The organism is Geodermatophilus telluris (assembly GCF_900102745.1).
Taxonomy (GTDB): Bacteria; Actinomycetota; Actinomycetes; order Mycobacteriales; family Geodermatophilaceae; genus Geodermatophilus; species Geodermatophilus telluris.
Map to the genome: position 1 here is coordinate 140,607 of NZ_FMZF01000008.1, position 25,885 is coordinate 166,491.

Annotated in this window: 20 protein-coding genes and 2 pseudogenes; 10 read left to right on the forward strand and 12 right to left on the reverse strand. The window is 78.5% G+C overall.

Annotation, left to right across the window (positions count from 1 at the left end; genetic code table 11):
- Positions 1 to 26 precede the first annotated feature (26 nt).
- A complete protein-coding gene (locus BLQ97_RS21740) occupies positions 27 to 329 on the forward strand; it encodes a hypothetical protein (RefSeq protein ID WP_091368952.1) in 303 nt (100 codons plus the stop codon).
- Between the two features lie 358 nt (positions 330 to 687).
- Positions 688 to 1,935: a globin domain-containing protein gene (locus BLQ97_RS21745; RefSeq protein ID WP_091368955.1), complete on the forward strand. Its 1,248-nt coding sequence runs from the start codon at positions 688 to 690 to the stop codon at positions 1,933 to 1,935.
- Here the strand turns inward: BLQ97_RS21745 and BLQ97_RS21750 are convergent.
- On the reverse strand, positions 1,903 to 3,189 hold the full coding sequence (locus tag BLQ97_RS21750; protein ID WP_091368957.1) for an FAD-binding oxidoreductase: 1,287 nt from the start codon (positions 3,187 to 3,189) through the stop codon (positions 1,903 to 1,905). The genes BLQ97_RS21745 and BLQ97_RS21750 overlap by 33 nt on opposite strands.
- Before the next feature lie 129 nt (positions 3,190 to 3,318).
- Here BLQ97_RS21750 and BLQ97_RS24375 point away from each other — a divergent pair.
- A pseudogene (locus tag BLQ97_RS24375) lies at positions 3,319 to 4,518 on the forward strand (AfsR/SARP family transcriptional regulator); the annotation flags it as partial.
- A gap of 1,550 nt (positions 4,519 to 6,068) precedes the next feature.
- Here BLQ97_RS24375 and mug read toward each other — a convergent pair.
- The 3 genes and pseudogenes from mug to BLQ97_RS24095 all read right to left on the reverse strand — a co-directional run.
- Positions 6,069 to 6,719 carry a G/U mismatch-specific DNA glycosylase gene (gene mug / locus BLQ97_RS24085; protein WP_245692615.1) on the reverse strand — a complete coding sequence of 217 codons (651 nt, stop codon included), beginning with the start codon at positions 6,717 to 6,719 and terminating at the stop codon, positions 6,069 to 6,071.
- 4 nt (positions 6,720 to 6,723) lie between these two features.
- A complete protein-coding gene (locus tag BLQ97_RS24090) occupies positions 6,724 to 7,263 on the reverse strand; it encodes an FAD-dependent oxidoreductase (protein ID WP_245692617.1) in 540 nt (179 codons plus the stop codon).
- A gap of 209 nt (positions 7,264 to 7,472) precedes the next feature.
- Positions 7,473 to 7,913, reverse strand: a pseudogene (locus BLQ97_RS24095) (FAD-dependent oxidoreductase); the annotation flags it as partial.
- Between the two features lie 95 nt (positions 7,914 to 8,008).
- Between BLQ97_RS24095 and BLQ97_RS21770 the strand changes: the two are divergent.
- Both BLQ97_RS21770 and BLQ97_RS21775 read left to right on the forward strand, forming a co-directional pair.
- Positions 8,009 to 9,553, forward strand: a complete 1,545-nt coding sequence (locus BLQ97_RS21770) for an ATP-dependent DNA ligase (RefSeq protein WP_091368961.1) — start codon at positions 8,009 to 8,011, stop codon at positions 9,551 to 9,553.
- Between the two features lie 42 nt (positions 9,554 to 9,595).
- Entirely contained in the window at positions 9,596 to 10,783 is a 1,188-nt protein-coding gene (locus BLQ97_RS21775) for an MFS transporter (protein ID WP_091368964.1), read from the forward strand.
- 10 nt (positions 10,784 to 10,793) lie between these two features.
- On the opposite strand, the gene BLQ97_RS21780 is transcribed toward BLQ97_RS21775, so the two are convergent.
- Entirely contained in the window at positions 10,794 to 11,102 is a 309-nt protein-coding gene (locus tag BLQ97_RS21780; RefSeq protein WP_091368965.1) for a PspC domain-containing protein, read from the reverse strand.
- Positions 11,103 to 11,338: 236 nt separating this feature from the next.
- Between BLQ97_RS21780 and BLQ97_RS21785 the strand changes: the two genes are divergently transcribed.
- Complete coding sequence (locus BLQ97_RS21785; RefSeq protein ID WP_175471870.1) at positions 11,339 to 14,143, forward strand: helix-turn-helix transcriptional regulator; 2,805 nt, start codon at positions 11,339 to 11,341, stop codon at positions 14,141 to 14,143.
- A 12-nt stretch (positions 14,144 to 14,155) separates the two neighbouring features.
- On the opposite strand, the gene BLQ97_RS21790 is transcribed toward BLQ97_RS21785, so the two are convergent.
- The 3 genes from BLQ97_RS21790 to BLQ97_RS23140 all read right to left on the reverse strand — a co-directional run bounded on the left by BLQ97_RS21790 (position 14,156) and on the right by BLQ97_RS23140 (position 16,696).
- On the reverse strand, positions 14,156 to 15,184 hold the full coding sequence (locus BLQ97_RS21790) for an LLM class flavin-dependent oxidoreductase (RefSeq protein WP_091368969.1): 1,029 nt from the start codon (positions 15,182 to 15,184) through the stop codon (positions 14,156 to 14,158).
- 169 nt (positions 15,185 to 15,353) lie between these two features.
- Positions 15,354 to 16,334, reverse strand: a complete 981-nt coding sequence (locus tag BLQ97_RS23700; protein ID WP_217637315.1) for an Ltp family lipoprotein — start codon at positions 16,332 to 16,334, stop codon at positions 15,354 to 15,356.
- A gap of 173 nt (positions 16,335 to 16,507) precedes the next feature.
- Positions 16,508 to 16,696 (reverse strand): hypothetical protein, encoded by a 189-nt coding sequence (locus tag BLQ97_RS23140; protein WP_139173784.1) that lies wholly within the window; start codon positions 16,694 to 16,696, stop codon positions 16,508 to 16,510.
- A 198-nt stretch (positions 16,697 to 16,894) separates the two neighbouring features.
- On the opposite strand from BLQ97_RS23140, the gene BLQ97_RS21805 reads away from it, so the two are divergent.
- Both BLQ97_RS21805 and BLQ97_RS21810 read left to right on the forward strand, forming a co-directional pair.
- The gene (locus tag BLQ97_RS21805; protein ID WP_139173785.1) at positions 16,895 to 18,535 is read left to right on the forward strand and encodes a glycoside hydrolase family 13 protein; all 1,641 of its coding nucleotides are present in this window, start codon (positions 16,895 to 16,897) and stop codon (positions 18,533 to 18,535) included.
- 119 nt (positions 18,536 to 18,654) lie between these two features.
- A complete protein-coding gene (locus BLQ97_RS21810; protein ID WP_091368975.1) occupies positions 18,655 to 19,038 on the forward strand; it encodes a YchJ family protein in 384 nt (127 codons plus the stop codon).
- A 4-nt stretch (positions 19,039 to 19,042) separates the two neighbouring features.
- Here BLQ97_RS21810 and BLQ97_RS21815 read toward each other — a convergent pair whose 3' ends face one another.
- On the reverse strand, positions 19,043 to 19,711 hold the full coding sequence (locus BLQ97_RS21815) for a response regulator (protein ID WP_091368978.1): 669 nt from the start codon (positions 19,709 to 19,711) through the stop codon (positions 19,043 to 19,045).
- Complete coding sequence (locus BLQ97_RS21820; RefSeq protein ID WP_245692620.1) at positions 19,708 to 21,336, reverse strand: sensor histidine kinase; 1,629 nt, start codon at positions 21,334 to 21,336, stop codon at positions 19,708 to 19,710. Before BLQ97_RS21820 ends, BLQ97_RS21815 begins: the two co-directional genes overlap by 4 nt.
- Before the next feature lie 141 nt (positions 21,337 to 21,477).
- On the opposite strand from BLQ97_RS21820, the gene BLQ97_RS21825 reads away from it, so the two are divergent.
- On the forward strand, positions 21,478 to 22,905 hold the full coding sequence (locus BLQ97_RS21825) for a cation:dicarboxylate symporter family transporter (RefSeq protein ID WP_091368982.1): 1,428 nt from the start codon (positions 21,478 to 21,480) through the stop codon (positions 22,903 to 22,905).
- Between the two features lie 102 nt (positions 22,906 to 23,007).
- A complete protein-coding gene (locus tag BLQ97_RS21830; RefSeq protein ID WP_175471871.1) occupies positions 23,008 to 24,165 on the forward strand; it encodes a lycopene cyclase family protein in 1,158 nt (385 codons plus the stop codon).
- A gap of 22 nt (positions 24,166 to 24,187) precedes the next feature.
- Here BLQ97_RS21830 and BLQ97_RS21835 read toward each other — a convergent pair whose 3' ends face one another.
- Positions 24,188 to 24,766, reverse strand: a complete 579-nt coding sequence (locus BLQ97_RS21835) for a universal stress protein (protein WP_091368987.1) — start codon at positions 24,764 to 24,766, stop codon at positions 24,188 to 24,190.
- A gap of 90 nt (positions 24,767 to 24,856) precedes the next feature.
- Positions 24,857 to 25,855: an Acg family FMN-binding oxidoreductase gene (locus tag BLQ97_RS21840; protein WP_091368990.1), complete on the reverse strand. Its 999-nt coding sequence runs from the start codon at positions 25,853 to 25,855 to the stop codon at positions 24,857 to 24,859.
- Between the last annotated feature and the right edge of the window lie 30 nt (positions 25,856 to 25,885).

Here is a 25,885-nt window from a genome sequence, read left to right on the forward strand (position 1 = left end):
CCCGGCGGGCCCGCCAGACTGGACCGGTGACCTCCCCGAGCGACGGGCTGCCGGCGGCGCGGGGCGTCGTCCGGCTCCTCAACACCTCGGGCGGCGGGGTGCTGTGCCTGGCCGGCGCGGTCGACGGCGCCGCCGTCGCCTCCTTCCACCGCCGCTACGGCCGGGAGCCGGCGCGCGTCGCGGTCATCGACGCCCGCTCGGTCACCTCGCTGTCGCCGCCCGTCGTCGAGCTGCTCGTCGAGCACCTGGCGGCCGGGTACCGCGCCGGGCGGCCCGTGCTGCTGCGCCGCTCCGGTCCGGTCGAGCGCGCGCTCGCGGGTGTGATCTGAGCCCGTTCACCTCCCGTTCACGTGTCACACGCTGCGGCGCAACGACCCGCGCGGAGCCTCGGAGGGGTCCGCACACCCCGAACGAGGAGGAGCTCCGTGCTCACCACCGCCCGCGCCCTGCTGCGCCGCTTCGACCGCTACACCCTCGACGTCTTCAACCCCGGCGCGCCCTACCGGCCGCGCACCGACCGCCGCCCCGGCCGGGCCTGACCCCCGGTCGGAGCCGCGGCAACGGCGCCGCGGCGGCCCCGGAGGTCGTCCGGGGACCCGGCGCCCGCCGCCGACGGTCCGCTCGCGCGCCCGGCGGCCGCCTGCCAGGCTCGGGGGCGTCCGGACGCCCACCGCGCGAGGTCCCGTGATGCTCTCCGACCGCTCCCGTCCCGTCGTCGAGGCGACGCTGCCCGTCGTCGCCGACCACGTCGAGGAGATCGCCCGGCGCTTCTACGCCGGCCTCTTCACCGCCCACCCCGAGCTCCTCGACGGGGTGTTCAACCGGGGCAACCAGGCCCAGGGCTCGCAGCAGGTGGCCCTCGCCGGCTCGGTCGCGGTCTTCGCCTCCGCGCTGGTGCAGACCCCCGAGCAGGTGCCCGAGCGGCTGCTGAGCCGCATCGCCCACAAGCACGCCTCGCTGGGCGTCACACCGGCGCAGTACGAGGTCGTGCACGAGCACCTGTTCCGGGCCATCGGGGAGGTGCTCGGCGACGCGGTCACGCCCGAGGTGGCCGCCGCCTGGGACGAGGTCTACTGGCTGATGGCCTACGCGCTGGTCAACCAGGAGCGCGGCCTCTACAGCGCCCGCGGGGTGCGCCCGGAGACGGTGTGGCGCGAGTGGGAGGTGGCCGAGCGGGTCCAGGAGACCGCCGACGTGGTGACCTTCCGGGTCCGGCGGGTCGACGACCGCCTGGTCAAGACGTCGCTGCCCGGCCAGTACGTGACCGTGCGGGTGCCCATGCCCGACGGCGTGCGGCAGCCGCGCCAGTACAGCCTCACCCGCGCCGACGACGGCGAGCACCGCCAGTTCTCGGTGAAGCGGGTGCACGGCGGCGACGCCCCGGACGGCGAGGTCTCCACCCACCTGTGCGACCGGGTCCGGGTCGGCGACCGGCTCACCCTGTCGCTGCCCTTCGGCGACGTCGTCCTCGACGACTCCGGCCGGCCGGTGGTCTTCGCCAGCGCGGGCATCGGCATCACGCCGATGGCGGGGATGCTGTCGCACCTGGCGGTGGCCGGCTCGCACCTGCCGATCACGCTGCTGCACGCCGACGTCGACGAGGAGTCCTTCGCGCTGCGCGAGCAGGTGCTGGCCGACGTGCGCCGGCTGCCCGGCGCCACCGTGCACACCTGGTACGAGCGGGGGGCGCACGGCACGCTGCCGGTCGACTCCGTGCACGCCGGGGTCATGGACCTCGACGACGTCGACCTGCCCGAGGGGGCGGCCTACCTCCTCTGCGGCCCGCTGCCGTTCATGCGGGCGGTGCGCAGCGCCCTGCTCGACCGGGGCGTGCCCGCCTGCGACGTCCAGTACGAGGTGTTCGGCCCGGACCTGTGGCAGGCCGACGCGCAGACCGAGCCCTCACCCGGGGCCGTGCCCGCCGGGGCCGGCTGACCGGTCGGCCGGAGGACGCCGGCCCGCGCCCTCGAGCACGCGGTGCGGGTCGGTGGTGGCGGCGAGCGCGGCCAGCCGGCCGCGGACGGCGGGCGTCGGCGTCCGCGCCAGCACGTCCGGGGAGGGGCCGAAGCCGTGCGCCGGCTCCCGGCCGCCGGTGTCGGGGCCGAGGAGGCCGGCCAGCTCCTCGACGCAGGCCCAGGTCGCCGCCCGCCGCTCGGCACCCGCGCCGCCGACCACCCGTACCGCCAGCCGCGCGTCGCGGTGGCACAGCGCGCTGCCGCGCTCGGGCACCCAGCCGACCGCGCCACCGAGCAGCCGCAGCTCCACCGTGCGCGGCGCGGTCCGCCGTGCCGCGGCCAGCAGCGCGTCGGCGCCGTCGGCCGGCAGCCGGTCGAGCAGCAGCGAGGACTCCACGCCGTCGCCGGGCACGGGCGCGGTGCCGAGATCGCCGGGACGGCGGACGACGACGTCGTCGCTGCGGGGCGGCACCGCGCCGCGCAGCCCGTCGAGCACGTCGGCGCCGTCGGCGGGGTCGCCGGTCCAGGCGAACCGCACCGCCACCGCGTCCGGCCCCGCCGGCGGCCGCACCAGCAGCAGCGTCGTCCCGGCCTGCGGCGGCAGCGCGGCCGACCAGGTCCGCCAGCGGGCCAGGACGGCGGGCGCGTCGGCGCCGGCCCACTGCAGCCAGCCGGCGTGCACCGTAGGCGCGGCCAGCAGGTCCAGCTCGACGGCGGTCACCACGCCGAGCCCCGCCCCGCCGCCGCGGACACCCCAGAACAGCTCCGGCGTCCCCTCGGCGGTGACGCGGCGCAGCACGCCGTCGCCGGTGACCAGCTCGACGGCCCGCACCCGGTCCGACACCGGCCCGTACGTGCGGGCGAGCGGACCCACTCCCCCGCCGGTCACCGCGTCGGCCACCCGCCCGGCCGGCGTCGGCCCGACCAGCGGGGCCAGCCCGCACCGGGCGGCGGCCTCCGCCAGCGGCCGCCAGCGCACCCCGCCGCCGACCCGGGCCCACCCCGCCCGCGACACGGTCACCTCGTCGAGCGCGTCGACGTCGACGGCCAGGCCCCGCCCCGCCGGCCCCCCGACCGGGACGCCGTACCGGCCGGCCAGCCGCAGCGCCGCGACGACGTCGCCGGGGTCGGCCGCCGTCACCACCCCGTCGTCCAGGCGCGCCCCCGGGGACAGCCGGCCGCGCAGCGCGGCGGTGAGGTCGGGGGGCAGCACGGGCGGCGGTGCGAGCGGCATGGCGGGTCTCCGGACGGGTGGCGACGGTGCCGGCCGAGCGTGCGCGCGCGTGCTTGCCGCGGCCTTGTCGCGTGCTTGGGGACGAAAGCGGTCCCGGAACCGCCGCCGAGGCCCTAACCTGCGGAACCGATGTCCGCGACCTCGTTCCGCGTGCTCGGTCCCGTCGAGGTCTGGCGTGACGGGGTGCTGCTGCCGACCCGGTCCCCCCGCCACCGCGCCGTCCTGGCGGCGCTGCTCGTCGACGCCGGGCGCACCGTCCCGGTCGACCTGCTCGTCGACCGGGTGTGGAGCGGGCAGCCGCCCACCGCCGTCTCGGCGACGCTGCAGTCGATCGTGTCCCGGCTGCGCCGCGAGCTCGAGCCCGACGCCCCGAACGGCCGGTGGTCGCTGCTGGTCACCCGGGAGCCCGGGTACCGGCTCGACGTCGCCCCCGAGGACGTCGACGCCATCCGCTTCGTCCAGCTGCTGCGCCGCGCCCGCGACCTCGCCACCCGGGACGACGCGGAGCAGGCGCGGGCCGCCGTCGCCGAGGGGCTGGCGCTGTGGCGCGGCCCGGCCTACGCCGACGTGTCGGCGACCTTCGCCGGCGAGGAGTCCGAGCGGCTCGAGCAGCTGCGGCTGGCCGCCCGGGAGTTCGCCGCCGAGCTGGACCTGCGGCTGGGCCGGCACGCCGAGATCGTCGACGACGTCCGCGAGCTGCTGCGCGCCGAGCCGCTGCGCGAGGGGCTGCGCGCGTCGCTGGTGCTGGCGCTCTACCGGTGCGGCCGGCAGGCCGAGGCGCTGGAGGTCTACGAGGAGGGCCGGCGGCTGCTCGCCGACGGGCTCGGCGTCGACCCCGGCCGGCCGCTGCAGGAGTTGTACGAGCGCATCCTGCGGCAGGACCCGTCGCTGGCCGCCCCCGTCCCGGCCGCTCCCCCGGCGGCCGCGGCGCCGGGCCCCGCGCCGGCCGCCGGGCCGACGGCGCCGCGCCGCCTGCGGCCGCTGCCGGTGCCGCTGACCGCCTTCGTCGGGCGCACCCGCGAGCTGGCCGCGGTGGCCGCGGCGCTGGGCGGCCGGCGGCTGGTGACCCTGGTCGGCCCGGGCGGCAGCGGCAAGACCCGGCTGGCGCTGGAGGCCGCCCGCCGCCGTCCCGCGGGGTCGCCGCCGGCCGTCCTGGCCGAGCTGGCCGGCGTGGAGGACCCCGACCTGGTGGCCGCGCAGGTGGCCACCGTGCTCGGCGTGAGCCTGACCGCGGGCGACCCCGTCGGCGCCGTCGCCACGGCGCTGCAGGAGCGCCCGCTGCTGCTGGTGCTGGACAACTGCGAGCACGTCGTCGAGGCCGCGGCCGCGCTGTGCGCGGACCTGCTGCCCCGCTGCCCCGACCTGCAGGTGCTGGCCACCTCCCGGGAGCCGCTCGGGCTGCCCGGTGAGGCGGTGCTCCCCTGCGGGCCGATGCCGGCCGGCGCGCCGGGCAGCGACGCCGAGCAGCTCTTCCTCGACCGCGCCCGGCTGGTTGCCCCGCACCTGGCCGACCCGTCGGAGGAGGACCTGCGCCGGGTCCGGGAGCTGGTGGTGGCCCTCGACGGGCTGCCGCTGGCCGTGGAGCTGGCCGCCGCCTGCCTGACCACGCTGCCACTGGCCGAGGTGGCCGGGCGGGTCGACGACCGGTTCACCCTGCTGTCGGGGGGCTGGCGCACCGCCGTCCCCCACCAGCGGACGCTGGCCGCCACCGTCCAGTGGAGCGTCGACCTGCTCACCCCGGCCGAGCTCGCCGTGTTCCGCGCGGTGTCGGTGCTGCCGGGCAGCTTCGGCCCCGACGCGGTGGAGGCGGTCGCCGGGCCCGAGGTGGGCGGCGCCGCGGTGCCGCTGCTGCGGGAGCTGGTGGCCAAGTCGCTGGTGGAGCTCGACCACGGCGCCGGGCGCTACCGGGTGCTCGAGACGCTGCGGCAGTACGCCGAGCAGGGCCTGGACGACGCGGTCGCCCGGCGGCTGCGCGACCGGCTGGCCGGCCACGTCCTCGGCCTGGTCGAGCGGCTCGAGCCGACGCTGCGCCGCGCCGAGTGGACGGCCAGCGCCCGCCGGCTCGACGCCGCGCAGCCGGCGATCCGCGCCGCGCTGGCGCACACGCTGGCCACCGGGCAGGGCGAGCTGGCACTGCGCATCGGGTCGGCGCTGTCGTGGTGGTGGTACCGCCGCGGGCACGTGCAGGAGGGCCGGCGGTGGCTGTTCACCGCGCTGGAGGCCACGCCCGACGCGGCGCCACGGGTGCGCAGCGGCGCCCTGCTCGGCGACGCGCTGCTGGCCTACCTCTCCGGCGACGTGCCCTCGATCTGGGCGCGGACCAACGAGATCGTCTCGGCCGGCCCCGACGACTCCGACGGCGTGCTGGCCCTCGCGCTGGTGCTGCGCGGGTTCGTGCGGGCGCTGCTCGGGCAGGCCGACCCCGACGGGGAGACCGCCCGCGACATCGCGCGCGGCCTGGAGCTCGCGCAGGCGTCGGGCATCGAGTGGGTGCAGGCCGAGATCGCGATGACGCTGGGCCAGTTCGCCCGCGTGGCCGGCGACGCCGAGGGCGCGCTGGAGCACCTCGACCGCGCCGAGCGGCTGGCGCTGGGCCTGGGCCACTCGTGGGCGCACTCGTCGGTGCTGTGGATCCGCGCCAAGGTGCTCGTGGAGCTCGGCCGGGCCCCCGAGGCGCTGGCCGCCCTGTGGCGGATGGTCGACCTGACCCACCGCGAGGGCGACGCCACCGGCACGCTGGCGGGCCTGCTCACCGCCGTCGGCGCGGCGGTGGCCGGTGGGCGGCCCCGCGACGGCGCGGTCCTGCTCGGGGCCGTGCGCTCCAGCGCCCGGATGGTCGGCTACGACCCGCTGCGGATGGACCCGACCGACGGCGGGCGCTACGTCGCCGCGCTGGAGGCCGCGCTCGACCCGCACGACCTGGCCGCCGCGGTGGCCCGCGGGTCGGGGCTCGACCTCGGCGAGGCCGTCGGGCTGGTGGGGAGGCTGGCCGAGGAGGCGCCCGAGGCGCTCGCCGGGTCGGCGCGCTGAGCCGCCGGCCGCAGCGCGGCGTAGTGCCGGGCGAGGTCAGGTAGCTGGTGGTGGGCGTTGAGCCCGCTCGGGTTGGGCAGCACCCAGGTCTCCGCGCCGCCCAGCCGGTGCTCCTGCCGGCCCCACGCCGCGCCGCGCCGGTCGACGGCCAGCCGCCACGCGGTGCCGCCCAGCACCGCCACCACCCGCGGGCGGTGCGCCGCCACCAGCTCCTCGAGCGCGGCCACGCCCGCGCGCAGCTCCTCGCGCGTCAGCTCTGCGGCGGTCCGGGTCGGGCGGTCGACCAGGTTGGTGACCCCCAGGCCGTACCGCGGCAGCTCCCGGTCCTCCTCGGGGCGCAGCCGCCGCGGGGTGAGCCCGGCCAGGTGCAGCGCCGGCCAGAACCGGTTGCCCGGGCGGGCGAAGTGGTGCCCGCGGGCGGCCGACAGCAGCGAGGGGTTGATGCCGCAGAACAGCACCCCGAGGCCGGGCGCGACGACGTCGGGCAGGGGCTTCGTCACCCGGTCACCCCGCCGGGACCGGGACGGGCGCGCCCCAGTCGACGGTGTGGTCGCGCACCCAGGCCTGCGGGTCGCGGCGGCGCAGCACCAGCGGCATCACCAGGTCGCGGACCAGGCGGCCCACGGCCGGCGGCGACTTGGCGCTGCTGGTGCGGAAACCCTCGGCGACGACCCGCTCGGCCCGCGCCCGGCGCAGGCCCTCGAACGCGCGGAAGGCGTCGGCCGGCGGCAGGTCGCGCAGGCAGCGGGCGAGCACGACGGCGTCCTCGATGGCCAGCGACGAGCCCTGCCCGGCGGCCGGCGAGGTGGCGTGCGCGGCGTCGCCGACGAGCACCGTGCGCCCGCGGGACCAGCGGCGCACGGTCGGGACGTCGTACGTCGTCCACCCGCGCAGCGGGCCGGGCGTGGCCTCGACCAGGGCTGCGATCGGCGAGCGGTCCGGCGCGTGCAGCTCGGCCAGCCGGGCCCGCCACTGCCCGTCGGAGATGGCCGCGACCTCCTCGGCCGCGGGCTCCCGGCCAGCGGCGGGTTGGCGAACCACCACGTACCGCCGGTCGGCGCGACCAGGTACCCGGCGAAGGCGCGCCGGCCGAAGACCATGGTCAGCCGGCCCACCTCGGCCCCGTCGGGGGTGTGCTCGGAGTAGCCGGCGGTGTTGAGCACGGGCACGAACCGGGGCGGCGGGCAGCCGGGGTCCACCAGGCTGCGCACCGTGGACCGGACGCCGTCGGCGCCGACGAGCAGGTCCGCGGTCTCGGTGCGGCCGTCGGCGAAGACCGCGGTGACGCCGTCGCCGGTGTCGTGGACGGCGGTCAGCCGCGAGCCGTGGCGGACCTCGATGCCGCGGCGGCGCGCCTCGCCGTGCAGGGCGCGGTAGAGGTCCGAGCGGCGCAGCGACAGGCCCGCCGCCCGCCCGGACGCCGGGGAGCCGGTGGGCAGGGTGCCCAGCACCCGGCCGGTGGCGTTGCGGAACTCGATGACCGGCGTGGGGAAGCCCGCGGCGCGGACGGCGTCCTCGGCGCCGACGGCCCGCAGCGCGTCGAGGCCGTTGACCTGCACGCCGAGCCAGGCGCCGACGTCCCCGGCCGGTGCCGCGTGCGCCTCGTGCACTGTGGCGGCGATCCCCGCCTTCTGCAGCGCCATGGCCGCCACCGGCCCGGCGACCCCGCCGCCGACGACGATCGCTCGCGTCATGCCGGGCACCTCCCCCTGACCCGCCCTGCCGGCATTCCCTCACACCCGGCGGCCGGGCTCCAGTCCTGCCGGCGCGGCGGTGCGAGGCTGGCGGCGTGCTGCTCGCCGACGTCGTCACCGCCTCGGCCGCCGTGGCCGCCACCCGCTCGCGCACCGCCAAGGCCACGGCGATCGCCGACGCGCTGCACCGCGCCGGGCCCGGCGAGGTCGGGCCGGTCACCGCGTGGCTGGCCGGCGACACCCTGCAGGGCCGCCTCGGCGTCGGCTGGCGCACCCTGTCCCGGCTCGCGCACGACCCGGCGGCCGCGCCGTCGCTCCCCGTCGCCGCCGTCGACGAGGCGCTGAGCGCGCTGGCCGCGACCTCGGGCGCCGGCGCGACGGCCCGCCGCGAGGAGCTGCTCGGCGCGCTGTTCGGCGCCGCGACCGCCGACGAGCAGCGCTTCCTCGTCCGGCTGCTCACCGGCGAGCTGCGGCAGGGCGCGCTCGAGGGCGTCGTCCTCGACGCGGTGGCCGCCGCGGCCGGCGTCCCCGCCGAGGCGGTGCGGCGGGCGGCGATGCTGTCGGGCTCGCTGCCGGACACCGCCACCACCGCGCTCGGCGGCGGCACCGGGGCGCCGGCCGCGGTACGGCTGGCCTCGGTGCGGCTGGAGGTCGGCCGGCCGGTGCGGCCGATGCTGGCCAGCCCCGGCTCCTCGCTCGACGACGCCCTGGCCGACCTCGGTGCCGACGTCACCGTCGAGCACAAGCTCGACGGCGCGCGCATCCAGGTGCACCGCGCCGGCGAGGAGGTGCGGGTGTGGACCCGCACGCTGCGCGAGGTCACCGGCGCGGTGCCGGAGCTGGCCGAGCGGGTGCGGGCGCTGCCGTGCACCACCGCCGTCCTCGACGGGGAGACCCTCGCCCTGGACGACGACGGCGCGCCGCGGGCCTTCCAGGACACGATGAGCCGCTTCGGCAGCGCGGGCCCCGACCCGGCGGTGCTGCTGAGCCCGTTCCTGTTCGACGTGCTGCACCTCGACGGCCGCGACCTGCTCGACGAGCCGCTGGCCGTCCGCCTCGACGCGCTCGCCGGGCTGCTCGCCGACCCCCAGCACGCGCCGCTGCGGATGCCCGGCGTGCGCCGGCCGACACCGGAGCAGGCCGCCGGGGTGCTGGCCGACGCCCTCGCCGCCGGGCACGAGGGCGTCGTGGTCAAGGCGCTGGGCGCGCCCTACGCCGCGGGCCGGCGCGGCCGGGCGTGGCAGAAGGTCAAGCCGGTGCACACCCTCGACCTGGTGGTGCTGGCCGCCGAGTGGGGCTACGGCCGGCGCACCGGGCGGCTGTCGAACATCTCCCTCGGCGCGCGCGACCCCGACGGCGGGGAGCCGGTGATGGTCGGCAAGACGTTCAAGGGCATGACCGACGAGCTGCTCGCCTGGCAGACCGCCACCTTCCCCGGCCTCGCGGTCGAGACCGCCGCGTGGGGCGTGCGGCTGCGCCCGGAGCTGGTGGTCGAGGTGGCACTCGACGGCGTGCAGCGCAGCCCCCGCTACCCGGGCGGGGTGGCGCTGCGCTTCGCCCGGGTCGTCCGCTACCGGCCGGACAGGACGCCGGCCGACGCCGACACCATCGACGCCGTCCGCGGGCTGCTGGCCGGCTGACCCTCCGTCGGCGGCCCGTGCACCGGCTGCGAGCATCGCCCGGTGCGGGGACGGGGGTCGGCGGAGCTGCCCCGCGAGGTCGGCGTGCTCGCCGTCGTCGCCTTCGTGGTGGCGCTGGGCTTCGGCATCGTGGCGCCGGCCATCCCGCTGTTCGCCTCCTCCTTCGGTGTCGGGACGACGGCGGTCGGCCTGGCGGTGAGCGCCTTCGCCTTCTTCCGGTTCGCCTCGGCGTTCGCCGGCGGCCGGCTGGTCGAGCGGCTCGGGGAGCGCACGGTGCTGGCCGCCGGGCTCGCCCTCGTGGCGGTCGCCACCGGGGTGGCCGGGCTGGCGACGTCCTTCCCGGTCTTCCTGTGGCTGCGGGCCGCCGGCGGCATCGGCAGCGCGATGTTCACCGTCGCCGCGCTGGCGCTGCTGCTGCGGGTGGCGCCGCCCACGGCGCGCGGCCGGGCCGCGGCCACCTACCAGGGCGGGTTCATCCTGGGCGGCATCGCCGGGCCGGCCGCCGGCGGGCTGCTCACCACGCTGTCCCCGCGGCTGCCGTTCTTCCTCTACGCCGCCGCGCTGCTGGTGGCCGGCGTGGTGGCGCTGGTGCTGCTGCGCTCACCGTCGGAGGCGGCCGACGACACGGCCACGCCCGCGGCACCCGACCCCGCCGGGGGCCCGTTGCCGCTGCGGGCGGCGCTGCGGTCGCGGGCCTACGTCGCGGCGCTGGTGGCCAACCTGGGCATCGGCTGGGTGCTGTTCGGCGTCCGCAACTCGCTGGTCCCGCTCTACGTCACCGAGGAGCTGGGGCGGACGGCCGCCTGGGCCGGGGCGGGGCTGCTGGCCGGCTCGGCGGCGCAGGCGCTGGGCCTGCTCCGCTCGGGCCGGCTGGCCGACACGTGGGGGCGCCGGCCGAGCCTGGTGCTGGGCGCCTCGGTGGGCACGGTGGCCGTGGCGGTGCTGGTGCTGCCGCCCTCGACCGGGGCGTTCCTGCTGTCGATGGCCGGCTACGGGCTGGCCGCCTCGCTGCTGGCCAGCGTGCCCGCGGCGCTGGTCGGCGACGTCAGCCCCGCCCGGGGCGGCCGGGTGGTGGCCGTGTTCCAGATGGCCGCCGACCTCGGGGCCGTCGTCGGCCCGCTGGTGGCCGGCTGGCTCACCGACGTCGCCTCCTACCAGGTGGCGTTCGCGGTGAGCACGGCCGTCGTGGGGGCGGGGCTGGTCGCCGCGCTGGCGCTGCCGCGCCGCTGAGCGCGGGTGCTCAGAACCGGTCGTCGCCGCGGCCGGCCAGCCGGTCGACGAAGCGGTCGACCGGGTGCGGCTCCTGGCCCGGGGCGAGCGGCTCGGCGGGCGTGAGCACCCACAGGACCGCGTAGAGGACCAGGCCGGCGCCACCGGCCAGGGCCAGCGCGACGATCGCGGCGCGCCACAGCACGGCGTCGATGCCGGTGTAGCCGGCCAGGCCGCCGCAGACGCCGCCGAGCATCCGGTCCGACCGGCTGCGCCGGAGCTCGCGCTGCGGGGCGGGGGCGGTCGGGAGGGCGGTGGGGGGAAGGGGGTTCGAGGTCATGGCACGAGCCTGCCGACCCGCGGCGCCCCGGGACATCGGGGGACGCCCGGAACCGCCCCGGATCCGACCCTGGCCGCCGACCCCGACCCGACCCCGACCCGGGGCCGCGCCGGGCGGTCGACGGGGCCGCGGTCACCGCGGGCCCTGCCGGGGCCGCGCGCGCGGGTCGACGGGTGCGCCGAACAGGCACGCGATCCACCTCAGCTGCGTGCCGACCAGCCCTATCCTCCGGGGCGGTGAGGGGTCCACGGCGTCCTCCTGACTCGTTCCTGCCGCACGAGCGTCGGACCGGCGGGGACCCCGTCGCGTCGGGAGGAACCCTCGACCTGGTCGGCCGGGCCGCCGAGCTGGAGCGCGTCGACCGGCTCCTGGACGGGGCGCGCGGCGGGCGACCGGGCCTGCTCGTGGTCGAGGGCGACGCCGGCGTCGGCAAGACCGCGGTGCTGCAGGCCGCCGCCGCCCGGGCCCGCGGGTTCGGGCAGGTCACCGCCCGCGGTGTCGAGTCGGAGGCCGCCCTGCCCCACGCGGCCCTCGGCGAGCTGCTCGGCCCGCTGCGCCCCCTGCTGGGCGAGGTGCCGCCCGGGCAGGCCGCGGCGCTCGCGGCCGCGCTCGGCTGGGGCCCGGCCGACGTCCCGGGCGACCGGCACCTGGTCGCTGCTGGGACCCTGTCGCTGCTGGCCGCCGCCGCGCTCCGCGCGCCCCTGCTGGTCGTCGTCGACGACCTGCAGTGGGTCGACCCCGAGTCGGCCGCCGCGGTCCTCTTCGCCGCCCGCCGGGTGCACGGGGACCGCACCGCCGTGCTGCTGGCCCGGCGTCCCGGTGCCGACCCGCCCGCCGGCGCCTCCGTGCTGCGGCTGGCCGACCTGGACCCGGCTGCCGTCGCGGAGCTGCTGGCCGGCGCGGTCGCCGGGCCCGTCGCCCGGCGGCTGGGCGAGCGCCTCGGCGGCAACCCGCTCGCGCTGCTCGAGGTGGCTGGCGCGCTCTCCGCCGGCCAGCGCGCCGGCCGCGAACCGCTGCCCGCCACCCTCCCGGCCGGCCCGGTGCTGACCGCCGCCCTGGAGCCGGAGCTCGCCGCGCTGCCGCCCGGCGCCCGGCTGGCGGTGCTGCTCCTCGCCGCCGCGGACGACGGCCGCGCCGGAACCGTCGCCGCCGCCCTGGCCCGGGCGGGCACCGACGCCGAGGCCGCCCTCGACGCGGCCGAGGACCGGCGGGTCGTCGTCCGCTCCGGCGACGCGCTGGGGTTCCGGCACCCCGTGCTGCGGTCCCTGGTGTGGAGCCGGGCGGCCCCTGCCGACCGCCGTCGGGCCCACCTGCTGCTGGCCGAGACGGCGCGCACCGGGGACGACGACGCGCGCACCTGGCACCGGGCGCTGGCCACCACCGGCCCGGACGAGGCGCTGGCCGGCGAGCTCGCGGCGCTGGCCGGCCGGGTCCGCGGACGGCGGGGGGCCTCGGCGGCGTCGGCCGCGCTGGAGCGGGCCGCCGCGCTGACCCGGGACGCCACCCGGGCCGCGGAGCTGCTCGCGGCGGCGGTCCGGGACGCCGCCGTCGGGGGCGACGCCGCCCGCGCCCGGTCCCTGGCCGAGCGGGTGCTGCGGGCCGAGGCGCCCGCCGCGGCCCGGGCCGAGGTGCTGCACGTCCTCGGCCGGGTCGAGCAGGACACCGGCTCGGTGCCCGCGGCGCGCGACCTGCTGCAGGCCGCCGCGGGGCTCGCCACCGGCCGCACCGCCGCCTGGGTGCTCGCCGACCTCGCCCTCGTCCAGCACCGGCTCGGGGACGTGGCCGGCATGCAGGCGACCGCGCGCCGCGCGTCGGCGGCCACCGACGACCCCGACCCGCTGCAGCGGGCGCTGGCCGCCTGGGTGACCGGCATGGCCGCCGTCCACCGCGGGGACCCCGGCACGGGGCGGTCGCACCTGCAGCGGGCGCTGGACACCGCGGAGGCCCACGCCGGGTCGCGCGCCGACCCGCGCCTGCTGCCCCTCCTCACCCTGGCCGTGGGCTGGCTGCCCGACCCGCTCGCCGCCGTGCCGGTGGTCGAGCGGCGGCTGCGGGAGGTCCGGGACGTGGGCGCGCTGGGCGTGCTGGTCGCGGTCCTGGCCATGACCGCGCACGGCCGGGCGCACCTGCTCGGTGACCACGCGGGTGCCTTCGCCGACGCCGGGGAGGCCGTCGAGCTGGCCGGGCAGCTGGGCTACGTCGCCGACGCCGCGCCGGCCCTGGAGCTGCTGGCCTGGGAGTACGCCGCGCGCGGCCGGCACGAGGAGGCGGCGGCGCACCTCGAGCGCGCCCGCGCCCTCGTCGTCCGGGCGGGGACGGCCGGCGTCGCCGCCCACCTCGCGCTCACCGCGGCCGCCTGCGCCCTGTGCCGCGGCGACCCTGCCGGGGCCGCGCGGCTGCTGGAGGAGCGCCGGGCGGTCGACGGCGGGGCCGGCGCGCTCGGCGAGCCGCTGGGGATCGCGCCGCTGCTGGTCGAGACCTGGCAGGCGCTGGGCCGGCAGGCCGAGGCCGCCGCGCTGGCCGAGGACTACGCGCGGGCGTCGCGTCCCGCCCTGCCGGCCACCGCGGCGCTGGTCGCCCGCTGCCGGGCGCTGGCCTGCCCCGACGACGCCGCGGCGACCGTGCTGTTCGAGCGCGCGCTGGCCGCCCACGGGCAGGCTCCGGACCGCTTCGAGGAAGCGCACACCCGGCTGCTGTTCGGCGAGCGGCTGCGCCGGTCGGGGCAGCGCACGCGGGCCCGCGAGGAGCTGACGGCCGCGGCCGACGCCTTCGCCGCGGCGGACATGGCGTACTGGGCCGGGCGGGCCGAGGGCGAGCTGGCGGCCACCGGGCGGACCGCGCGGCCGCGCCGCCCGCTGCCGGAGGAGCCGCTGACCCCGCAGGAGACCCGGATCGCCGTCCTGGCGGCGCGGGGCGCGTCGAACCGGGAGATCGCCGCGGAGCTGTTCCTCAGCCCCAAGACGGTCGAGCACCACCTGGGCAGCGTGTACCGCAAGCGCGGCCTGCGCTCGCGCGTGCAGCTCGCCCGGCTGCTGGGTTAGGCAGCTGCTGGGTCAGGCGGCGGCCACCCGCGGCGCCACCTCGGTGCCGAGCAGCTCGATGCCGCGCAGCAGGTCGGCGTGCGCCAGCCGCGGGTTGGTCATCTGGATGGCGACGCGGTCGACGCCGCCGAGCTGGCCGGAGATGCGCACCAGCTTCTCGGCGACGGTGTCGGGGTCGCCCGTGAAGAAGGCGCCGTCCGGCCCGCTGGTGGCGTCGAACTGCGCCCGGGTGGGCGGGGCGAAGCCGCGCTCGCGGGAGACCTTGGTGAACATCTCGTGCCAGCCCGGGTAGATGGTGTCGGCCGCGGCCCGGGTGCTCTCGGCGACGTAGCCGAACACGTGCAGGCCGACCCGCAGTGTCTCGGGGGCGTGCCCGGCCTGGGCCCCGGCGCGGCGGTAGAGGTCGACCAGCGGCGCGAACTGCCGCGGCTCCCCGCCGATGATCGCCACCATCAGCGGCAGGCCGAGCAGCCCGGCGCGGACGAAGGACTCCGGCGAGCCCCCGACGCCGACCCAGACCGGCAGCGGGTCCTGCAGCGGGCGCGGGTAGACGCCCTGGCCGGTGAGCGCCGGGCGGTGCCGGCCCGACCAGGTGACGTGCTCGGACGCGCGGATGCGCAGCAGCAGGTCGAGCTTCTCGTCGAACAGCTCGTCGTAGTCGGCCAGCGACAGGCCGAACAGCGGGAACGCCTCGGTGAACGAGCCGCGGCCCACCACCAGGTCGATGCGCCCCTTCGCGAGGAGGTCGAGGGTGGCGAACTGCTGGAACACCCGGACCGGGTCGGCCGCCGACAGGACGGCGACGGCGCTCCCCAGCCGGATGCGCTCGGTGCGCGCGGCTGCCGCGGCCAGGATGACCGGCGGCGCGGAGTCGTAGTACTCGGGCCGGTGGTGCTCGCCGATGCCGAAGGAGTACAGGCCCACCCGGTCGGCCAGCGCGATCTCCTCGAGCAGGTGCTCCATGCGCTCCGCCGGTCCGACGACGCGTCCCGTCGAGGGGTCGGTCACCGCCGCCACGAAGCTGTCGACGCCGAGGTGCACGGGGTCCCTCCAGTCCTGCCGGCGCCGGCGGAGGCACCACCGTTGAACGCTCGACCGCAGTGAACCAGGCGGGCACCCCCGGCCTTCCCCGCCGACGACGACGCCCCTCCGGCCGGGGAGCCGGAGGGGCGTCGGGGACGGCGGAGCTCGTCGCTGCGGTCGCGGCGGCTCAGAACCCCGCCCGGCTCACGCCGTACTCGGCCTGCTCGGGGGTGAAGCCCTCGTACTCCAGCTGCTCGACGAGGCCCGACCGCGAGAACGAGGTGAACTCGAGGTACTCCTGGGCGGACCGGGCGGCCTGCTCGTTCCAGTCCACGCCCAGGCTGTCGACGGCCCAGGTCGCGTCGGCGGTGGAGTACCCCTCGTACTCCAGCTGCTCCACGAGGCCCGACCGCGAGAACGAGGTGAACTCGAGGTAGTCACCGGCGGAGGCCTGCGCGTTCCGCTGCCCCATGGTCAGGTCCGGCACCGGAGCGGGAGCGGGGGCCGGGGCCGGAGCGGGGGCCGGGGCCGGGGCCGGGGCCGGCACGGTGGTGCGCGGCGCGGGCACCGGGACCGTGGCGGACGGCGACGGCGCGGTGGTCGGGGCGACCACGTCGGCCTGCGCGGTCGGGGCGGCGGAGCTCGCCGGCGTCGACGTGGCCGTGGCGGACGCGCTGGGCCGGGCGGCCGCGGGGGAGGTGCCGGTGTCCTCCTGCGGCGCCACCACGGCCCCCAGCACGGCCAGCGCCAGCACACCGGCGGGGATGGCGTAGCGCTTCCGCCGGTACCAGGGGGCGGGCGCCCCCGCGCCGGCCGGCGCGGGCGGCCAGGCGCCCGGGGGCACGGCACCCGACGGCGGGAAGGGCGGCCCGCCGAACTGCGGCGGCGGACCGAACGGCAGCGGACCGAACGGCAGCGGACCGAACCCGGGTGGCGGACCGAACTGCGGCGGCGCCCCGAACCCCGGTGGCGGGCCGAACTGCGGCGGCGCCCCGAACTGCGGCGGCGGACCGGAGCCGGGCGGCGGGGACACCGGGAAGGCGGCCGTGGGGCGGTCGTCGGACGCCGGAGAGTGGCCCGGCGGGAGAGGCAGGCCGGGCCGGGTCGGGGGGACCGTCGGGCCGCCGCCGTCCTCGGGGTCCGGCCGGCCGCCGTGTGGCTGTGTCACGGGAGAACTCCTGCACCGCTGGAGGCAGACCTCGTCCGCCGTTCCCCCGGAGCATCGGAACCGCGCGCACGTCCTCCAGCCCAGTCGTGCCCGGATCGGGAGCAGCAGTCCCTCGCGCGGGACGCCGACGCCCCTCCGGCCGGGCGGCCGGAGGGGCGTCGGGAGGGATGTGCTCAGGCGACCTGCGGGGCGACGTCGTCGTCCGTGCGCGGGCGGGACACCGCCGGGCGGGCCTGCCGGCCGGCGCGCAGGACGGCGAGGTGCCAGGAGGTGCAGTCGGGGCAGCTGGCGATCCAGACGTGCCGGGGGTGGCGGTGGCAGACGGCGCGGCCGACCACCGGGGTGGTCCCTGTGCTGTTCATCGGTTCTTCCTGTACCGCCCCGTCGGGCGGCTCGTGACTCGTGGGACGGCTGGTGCAACGCCCTCACCCGTCCGGGGCATCCGCGGTGTGGGCCACGCCACCGCCACCAGCCTTTTCGGCGACACCTGACAAGGCGTTTCTCACCCTTCGTGATCACGGGTGGGTCAGCAGACCGCCCGGGGGGCCGATCCTCTCCGCATGTCCGCTCGACTCGTCGCTGCCGGCACCGCCGCCGGCCAGCAGCCGTGGTCCCGGCCGGCTCCCGCCCAGGAGCAGCCCTGGTGGCGCTCGGCCGTCGTCTACCAGGTGTACCTGCGCTCGTTCGCCGACGGCAACGGCGACGGCATCGGCGACCTGGCCGGCCTGCGCGCCCGCCTGCCCTACCTGTCGTGGCTGGGCGTCGACGCGCTGTGGATCAACCCGCACTACCCCTCGGGCGGGGCGGACGGCGGCTACGACGTCGTCGACTACCGCGCCGTGGACCCCGAGTACGGCGACGTGTCCGACGTCGAGGCGCTGGTGGCCGACGCGCGGCAGCTGGGCCTGCGCGTCGTGCTCGACGTCGTCCCCAACCACACCTCCGACCGGCACCCCTGGTTCCAGGCGGCGCTGGCCGACCCCGACGCCCCGGAGGCGTCGCGCTACCACTTCGCCCCGCCGTCGGAGGAGCCGCCGAACAACTGGCGCTCGCTGTTCGGCGGCCCGGCCTGGTCGCGCACCCCCGACGGCCGCTGGTACCTGCACCTGTTCGCCCCCGAGCAGCCCGACCTCAACTGGCGCGACCCGGTGGTGGCCGAGGACTTCGAGCGCACGCTGCGCTTCTGGCTCGACCGCGGCGTGAGCGGCTTCCGCGTCGACGTCGCCTACGGCCTGTACAAGGACCCGGAGCTGCGCGACAACCCCGGCAGCTACTCCCCCACCCTCTTCGGGCACGGCCCCGAGCAGGCGATGACCTGGAACCAGCCCGAGGTGCACGACGTCTGGCGTCGGTGGCGGTCGGTGTGCGACGAGTACCCGGACACCATGCTGGTGGGCGAGGTCTGCCTGGCCGACCTCGACGAGGTGGCCCTCTACTCGCGGCCCGACGAGTTGCACCAGTCGCTGTCGTTCCGGCTGCTGAAGTCGCGGTGGGAGACGCCGGCGTTCGCCGAGGCGATCGGCAGCGCGCTCGACGCGTTCGGCCGGGTGGGCGCCCCGGTGTCGTGGGTGCTGGGCAACCACGACAAGGACCGCATGGTCAGCCGCTTCGGCGGCAGCGAGACCGGCCTGGCCCGCGCCCGCGCGGCCGCGCTGCTGCTGCTGTCGCTGCCCGGCTCGGCCTACGTCTACGCCGGTGACGAGCTGGGCCTGCCGCAGGCGCACGTGCCCGACGAGGCCAAGCAGGACCCGATCTTCTTCCGCAGCGGCGGCGAGCGCGCCGGCCGCGACGGCTGCCGGGTCCCGATGCCGTGGAACGCGACGGCCGGCGTGGGCTTCTCCCCCGCGGGCGCCGCGAAGCCGTGGCTGCCGGTGCCCGCCGAGTGGCGGCGGCACGCCGTCTCCCGGCAGACCCGCGACTCCGGCTCGGTGCTGCACCTCTACCGCGAGGCGCTGGCGGTGCGTGCCGAGCACCCGGCGCTGGGCACCGGCGAGGCCACCGTGAGCACCCGCGGCGACGTGCTGACCGTGCGCTGCACCGGGCAGGGGCGCACCGTGCGCTGCGTGGTCAACATGGGCACCGACACCGCGTGGGTCCGCTCGCGCGGCGAGGTGCTGCTGGAGTCCGGCCCCGGGGTGCACACCTCGGCCGGCTCGGTGGCGCTGCCGCCCGACACCGCCGTCTGGATCGCCGAGGACTAGGTGGCGGCCACCTCTGCGGGCGCGTTCCGCGCGCTGCCGGCCCGATCGCGCCGGAGCGGCACGGAACCCGCCCGCAGAGCGCCGTGGAGCGGCACCCGTCGCGGGCCCAGGATGGCGCCGTGACGCCCGAGCGCTGCCCCTGCGGCACCGGCCTGCCCTACGCGGAGTGCTGCGGGCGGCTGCACGACGGGACGGCGGCCGCGGCCACCGCCGAGCAGCTGATGCGCTCTCGGTACAGCGCCTTCGCCGTCGGCGACGCCGCCTACCTGCAGGACACCTGGGACCCGGCCACCCGGCCGCGCGGCCTGGCGCTCGACCCGGCGCTGCGCTGGACCGGCCTGGAGGTGCTCGCCACCACCGGTGGTGGCCTGTTCGACGCCGAGGGCACGGTCACCTTCCGCGCGCACGCCCGCGCGGGCGGCGAGGACCACGTGCAGGCCGAGCGCAGCCGGTTCCGCCGCGTCGACGGCCGGTGGGTCTACGTCGACGGCGACCCGGCCTGAGCGCTCACCGCCAGCGGTACTCCAGCTCGGGCCGGCCGGCGCCGCCGTAGCGGGGCACCCGGTCCACCAGCCCGGTCTCGGCGAGGTACTCCAGGTAGCGGCGGGCGGTGATCCGCGAGGCGCCGATGAGCTCCGCGGTCTCGGCCGCCGACACCCCCGTCGCCTGCCGGACGGCGGTGACGACGGCGTCCAGCGTCTCGCGGCCCATGCCCTTGGGCAGCGGCGCCGACCGCGACGGGCGGACGGTGCCCAGCACCCGGTCGATGTCGGCCTGCCCGGCCGCCTCGCCCCCGCCGGTCAGCCGCGCCCGGTACTCGGCGTAGGCCACCAGCCGGTCGCGCAGCGCCGGGTAGGTGAACGGCTTGAGCAGGTAGCCGACCACGCCGTGCACCGCCGCGGCGCGCACCGTGGCCAGCTCGCGGGCCGAGGTGACGGCGAGGACGTCGACGTCGGCACCGGCGGCCCGGATCCGCCGGCAGAGGTCCAGGCCGGAGGCGTCGGGCAGGTGCAGGTCGAGCAGCACGAGGTCGACGGCGGTGCGCCCCAGCGCGGCCAGCGCCGCGGCCCCGGTGCCCGCGACGCCGACGGTGGTGAAGCCGTCGGTGCGGTCGACGTAGGCCCGGTGCGCCTCGGCGGCCACCGGCTCGTCCTCGACCACCAGCACCCGGATCACCGCGACGCCCCCGCCGGCACCGACAGCGGGATCGACACCCGGAACTCCGCCCCGGGCCCCGGCCGCACGGTGACCGTGCCGCCGTGCCGGCGCACCGCCTGCTGGACCAGCGCCAGGCCCAGCCCGCGCCCCAGGCCGGCCGGCGCGCCGTCGGGGTCGGCCTTGGTCGACCAGCCGCGCCGGAAGACCCGCTCGACGTCCTCCTCGGCCAGCCCGGGCCCGCTGTCCTCGACCCGCACCTCCAGCCGGTCGCCGTCGTCCCAGACACCCACCTGCACCTCGCGCGGCGGCTCCCCGGCCAGCGCGGCGTCGATGGCGTTGTCGAGCAGGTTGCCCACGACCGTGACCAGGTCCCCGCCCGGGATGCCGGTGACGCCCACCGAGGTGTCCGGATCGACCTCCAGGCGCACCCCGCGCTCGGCGGCGGTGGCCGCCTTGCCCAGCAGCAGCGCCGCCAGCACCGGCTCCTCCACCGCGCCGACCACCCGGTCGGTGAGCTCCTGCGCGGTGGCGAGCTGGGCGGTGGCGAACTCGACGGCCTCCTGGCTGCGGCCCAGCTCCACCAGCGAGACGGTGGCGTGCAGCCGGTTGGCGGCCTCGTGCGCCTGGGCGCGCAGCGACTCGGCGAAGGCACGCACGCTGTCGCGCTCGCCGGTGAGCGCCTGCAGCTCGGTGTGGTCGCGCAGGGTGACCACCGAGCCCGCACCGCCCGGCGAGCGCGCGGGCGAGCGGTTGACCAGCAGCACGCGGGTGTCGGTCAGGTGCACCTCGTCCACGCCGCGCTCGGCGGCGCCCAGCGCCGCGGCCAGCTCGGGAGGCAGGCCCAGCTCGTCGAGCCGGCGCCCGGCGGGGTCGCCGTCGAGGCCGAGCAGCCGGCGGCCCTCGTCGTTGGCCAGGGTCACCCGACCGTCGCGGTCGAGCAGCAGCAGCCCCTCCCGGACGGCGTGCAGCACCGCCTCGTGGTGCTCCAGCAGCGCCGCCATCGTGCCCGCGTCCAGGCCCCCGGTCTGGCGGCGCAGCCGGCGGCTGATCGCCCAGCTGCCCAGCCCGCCGACGGCGAGGGTGACCGCCGCGGTGCCGAGGATGCCCGGCACCGCCGCCGCGAGGTCGGCGCCGACGACGTCGACGGTGAGCCCGGCCGACACCAGCGCGACGACGTCGCCGTCGGCGTCGAACACCGGTCCGGTGGTGCGCAGCGACGGCCCGAGCGTGCCGGTGTAGGTCTCGGTGAAGGTCTCCCCGGCCAGCGCCGGCGCCACCGTGCCGACGAAGGGACGGCCGATCTGCGCCGGGTCGGGGTGGGTGAAGCGGGTGCGGTCGGGCGCCATGACGGTGATGAACGACAGCCCGGTGTCGGCGCGGACCTGCTCGACGACGGGCTGCAGCACCGCGGTCGCGTCGCCGGCGGCCACGGCGTCGGCCACCAGCGGCGAGTCGGCCAGGCTCTCGACCACCGCGGTGGTGCGCTGCGCGGCCGCGCGCTCGAGGGCCGCGCGGGCGTCGAGGTAGGCGACGACGGTGGCGGTGGTGACGACGGCGAGCAGGACGAGGGCCTGCAGCCACAGCAGCTGGCGGGCCAGGCTCGTCCCCGTGCGGGCCGGCCCGCGGCGGGTGAGGATCGGCACGCTCCGCAGTGTCCCGCCGTGGGCGGGGGACCGTGAACGCAATGAACGCATGCGTGACGCCGGTCACGGCGTCCGGCCCACTGGGAGCCACCACCGCCCGGGACGACCCGGGCGCCCGCCCACGACTCCCAGGAGCAGTCCATGGCCGCAGGCACCGCGACCGGGCCGTCCGCCGCCAGGCGCGACCGCACGCACTGGCTCTACATCGCCGTCATCGCCGCCGTCGTCCTCGGCATCGCGGTGGGCTTCGCGTTCCCCGAGTTCGCCGTCAGCCTCAAGTGGCTGGGCACGGCCTTCGTCGGCCTCATCAAGATGCTCATCGCGCCGGTCATCTTCTGCACGATCGTGCTGGGCATCGGCGCCATCCGGCAGGCGGCCAAGGTCGGCCGGATCGGCGGGCTGGCGCTGGGCTACTTCCTGCTCATGTCGACCGTCGCCCTGGCCATCGGCCTGGTGGTCGGCAACATCCTGCACCCCGGTGACGGGCTGCAGCTGTCCGACGAGCTGCGCGGCGCGGGTGCCGAGCTGGCCGGCACGGCCGAGGAGTCCGGCGGCACCACCGACTTCATCCTCGGCCTGATCCCGACCACGCTGGTCTCGGCGCTGACCGACGGGTCGGTGCTGCAGGCGCTGCTCGTCGCCCTGCTCACCGGCTTCGCCATCCAGGCCATGGGCCGCTCGGGCGAGCCGATCCTGCGCGGCATCGGCCACTTCCAGAAGCTGGTCTTCCGCATCCTGGCGATGGTCATGTGGGCCGCCCCGATCGGCGCCTTCGGTGCGATCGCCGCCGTCGTCGGCGAGACCGGGATCGACGCGCTGAAGAGCCTGGCGATCATCATGCTGGGCTTCTACGCCACCTGCGCGGTGTTCGTCTTCGTCATCCTCGGCCTGATCCTGCGGCTGGTGGCCAAGGTCAACGTCTTCTCGCTGCTGAAGTACCTGGGCCGCGAGTTCCTGCTGATCGTCTCCACCTCGTCGTCGGAGACCGCCCTGCCCCGCCTGATCGCCAAGATGGAGCACGCCGGCGTCAGCGCGCCGGTCGCGGGCATCGTCGTGCCGACCGGCTACTCCTTCAACCTCGACGGCACCGCCATCTACCTGACCATGGCCTCGCTGTTCATCGCCGAGGCACTGGGCGACCCGCTGTCGGTCGGCGAGCAGATCGGCCTGCTGGTCTTCATGATCATCGCCTCCAAGGGTGCCGCGGGCGTCACCGGGGCCGGCCTGGCCACCCTGGCCGGCGGGCTCTCGGCGCACCGCCCGGACCTCCTGGACGGCGTCGGCCTGATCGTGGGCATCGACCGGTTCATGTCCGAGGCGCGCGCGGTGACCAACTTCGCGGGCAACGCCATCGCCACGGTGCTCATCGCCACCTGGACGAAGGAGCTCGACCGCGACCAGCTGTCCGCGGCGCTGTCGGGCCGCAGCCGCTTCGACGAGGCGACCATGATCGACGACCACGGCCCGTCCGCGGCCGAGCTGCCGGAGCAGGCCACCAACGCCGGCCCCGGCCAGCGCGACGGCGAGGACGCGCTGCGGGAGGCGGCGACCGGCTCCGTCCGCCGCTGACCGACCCACCCCCGGTGCCGGCCGTCCCCCTCGGGGGGCGGCCGGCACCGTCGTGCCGGGGCCCGCGCTGCGACCGCCGGCGGCGTGTGGTCGGCTGCGCTGGTGCCCGCCCCCCTCGACGTCCTGGTCGCGGGCGCCGGGCCGGCGGGGCTGTCGGCCGCGGCCGCGTGCGCGGCGGCCGGGCTGCGCACCGCGCTGGTCGCCCCGTCGCTGCGGGTGTGGCCGGCCACCTACTGCCTGTGGGCCGACGAGCTGGCGGCGGCCGCCCCTTCGCTCGGCCTCGACCCGGGCGCGGTGGCCGCGGCGTACGCGCCGACCGTCGTCCGCACCGCCGCCGGTGGCGAGCGGCGGCTGCGGCGGGGCTACGCCCGGCTGCGCAACGGCGCGCTGCACGCGGCGCTGCTCGAGCGGCTGCGGTCGTCCGGCGGCGAGGTCGTGCCCGGGCGGGTGACCGGGGTGCGGGCCGAGGCCGGCCGCGAGGTCGCCGTCCTCTCCGGTGGCGGCGAGCGGGTGGCGCGGGTGGTGCTCGACGCCCGCGGCGGCGGCCCGGGGAGCGCGCAGCAGCGGGCCTGGGGCGAGGTGGTGGCCGGCCCGGTCGGGGACCTGGTCCCGCCCGGCGGAGCGCTGCTGATGGACTGGGCCGCGCTCGCCGACCCGGCCGCGCCGCCGGCCTTCCTCTACGGCCTGCCCCTCGACGACGGCACCGTGCTGCTGGAGGCGACGTCGCTCGCCGCGCGCCCCCCGGTGCCGCTGGAGCACCTGCGCGCCCGCCTCGGCGCGCTGCTCGCCGACCGCGGCCTGCGCCCGGCCGGGGAGGCCGAGCGGGTGGCCATCCCGCTCGACGTCCCGCCCCGCCGGACGGGCACCGTGCTGGGCGCGGCGGCGGGGCTGGTGCACCCGGCCACCGGCTACAGCGTCGCGTCCTCGCTGCGGCTGGGCCCGCGGGTGGCCGGCGCGCTGGCGGCCGGGCAGGACCCCCGGCCGGTGCTGCGCGCGGCCCGCCGCCGGACGACGGCGGGGCTGCTGGACCTCGGCCTGGAGGTGCTGCTGCCGCTGGACACCGCGGCGACCGACGCCTTCTTCGCCGCGTTCTTCACCCTGCCGGAGCGCTCGTGGGCGGCCTACCTCGACGTCGGCGCCGCGCCCACCGCGGTCGCCGCGGCCATGGCCCGCACGTTCGCCGCGCTGCCCGCGGCCCAGCGCGCGCACCTGCTGCGCACCGCCGCCCGGGTCGGGCTGGGGCGCCTCACCCGCCGGTAGCCCAGCCGAGCGGCGGCGGCGGTCAGGACCGGCGGCGGCCCGGCACGTGGTGCAGCCAGGGGTGCCGGCGGCCCGTCGACGGCTCGTCGGCGTGGGGGGTCTCGGCGTGCGGGGTCTCGGCGGGAGCCCGGGACGCCCCCTCCGGCCGGTGCGCGGTGCCCGACCGGACGACGGTCACCGGGCACGGCGCGGCCCGGAGCACCGACGAGCTCACCGACCCCACGAGCCGGCCGGCCGCGCCGCCGCGGCCCCGGGCGCCGACGACGAGCAGGTCGGCGCCGTCCGCGGCGGCCACCAGCGCGTCGACCGGCGCCCGGTGCACGGCCCGGCACTCGACCCGCACGCCCGGCGGCACGCCGGCCGCGGCGAGGTCGTCGGCGACCGCCTGCCGCACCGCCCGCTCGTACTCGGTCACCGGGGGCACGTAGCCGGGCTCCCAGCAGTCCGGCCGCGGCGCGGTCGGGATGCTCCAGGCCCGCACCACGGTCAGCGCCATCCCCGCTCGCGCGGCCAGCACCGCGGCCCAGGTCAGCGCCTCCCGCGCGCAGGCGGAGCCGTCGACGCCCACGACGACGGCTCCCCCGGGCGACGTCGGCTCCACGGCGCACCTCCTCGCCGGCCGACGGGGCCGGTCGGCACCAGTGCACCCGGCGGAGTCCGCGCGCGGCAGGGCCGGAGGTCCCGGCGGACGTCAGCCGGCGACCTCGAGCACCTCCTCCACCGGGCGGCGGTTGGTGGACGGGCTGCGGTCGCCGGAGGGGAAGCCGAGCCGCAGCAGCATCTGGGGGTGCCCGCCCAGCGACAGCCGGGAGCGCAGCTGGGTGCGGGTCGCCGGCCAGTCGAGGGCCTGGGTCAGCGGGGAGGCCGCCAGCCCGGCCACGGTGGCCTCCAGCAGCACCCGGCCCAGGGCCCGCCCCGCGGTCAGCCAGGCGGCCCGGTCGTCCGCGTCGGTGCCGAGCACCACGACGGTGGGCCGCTCGACGTCCGGTGGCGGCCCGCCGGGGTCGCTCCCGGCGGCGCGCCCCGGCGGGCGCGTGCCGACGACGAAGTCGCGGACCAGCCAGTTCGACGGCCTGGTGGCCGGGTCCTCGCCCGGGACCGCGCCGACGGGGACGCCGTCGACGGCCGCCGGGTCGGTGCGCACCCACCGCTCCAGCTCGGCGAGGTACTCCGGCTCGCCCTGCTCGATCTCCTCGGCGCGGGAGAGGAGGAAGACCGTGGCCACCTCCTCGTCCTCGTCGCTGATCCGCTTGCACCACACCCGGAACGCGCCGGCCACCGCCTGCAGCCGGTCGACGAGGTCGTCCGGCACCGCCCGCGGCAGGAACGGGGCCCGCTCGGTGTGCCGGGCGCCGATCGCCCGCGCGAGCTCCCGGTCCTCGTCGTCGGGCTCCTGCGCGCCGGTGACCGTGACGGTCGCCAGCAGGTCGGGGTCGGCGGGGTCGGGCAGCACGTCGACGTCGGTGCCGCGCCCGTCGGCGGCCAGGGCGACCACGGCGAACTCCACCGCGACGCCGCAGCTGACCACCCGCTGCCGGCCGGAGGGGTCGAGGGCCGACAGCGCCCGGGAGGGGTCGGTGCGCACCGTCAGCCGGTCGCCGTCGGCGCGGAACAGCCACGGCTGGGTGTTGTGGATCGACGGCGCGCGCGTGGCCGCCTCCACCACCCGGGTCCACTCCTGCCGGTCCATCCTGGGCCTCCCGTCGTGTCGCTGTCCGGA

What these genes read in the sequence shown, in the direction of transcription:
- BLQ97_RS21750 (WP_091368957.1), bottom strand. Translation starts at nt 3,189, where the DNA reads ATGCCGCTCGCACCGCCGCCCGTGCTGCCCCCCGACCTCACCGCCGCG.
- BLQ97_RS21745 (WP_091368955.1), top strand. Translation starts at nt 688, where the DNA reads ATGCTCTCCGACCGCTCCCGTCCCGTCGTCGAGGCGACGCTGCCCGTC.
- BLQ97_RS21805 (WP_139173785.1), top strand. Translation starts at nt 16,895, where the DNA reads ATGTCCGCTCGACTCGTCGCTGCCGGCACCGCCGCCGGCCAGCAGCCG.
- BLQ97_RS21840 (WP_091368990.1), bottom strand. Translation starts at nt 25,855, where the DNA reads ATGGACCGGCAGGAGTGGACCCGGGTGGTGGAGGCGGCCACGCGCGCG.
- BLQ97_RS23140 (WP_139173784.1), bottom strand. Translation starts at nt 16,696, where the DNA reads ATGAACAGCACAGGGACCACCCCGGTGGTCGGCCGCGCCGTCTGCCAC.
- BLQ97_RS21780 (WP_091368965.1), bottom strand. Translation starts at nt 11,102, where the DNA reads ATGACCTCGAACCCCCTTCCCCCCACCGCCCTCCCGACCGCCCCCGCC.
- BLQ97_RS21825 (WP_091368982.1), top strand. Translation starts at nt 21,478, where the DNA reads ATGGCCGCAGGCACCGCGACCGGGCCGTCCGCCGCCAGGCGCGACCGC.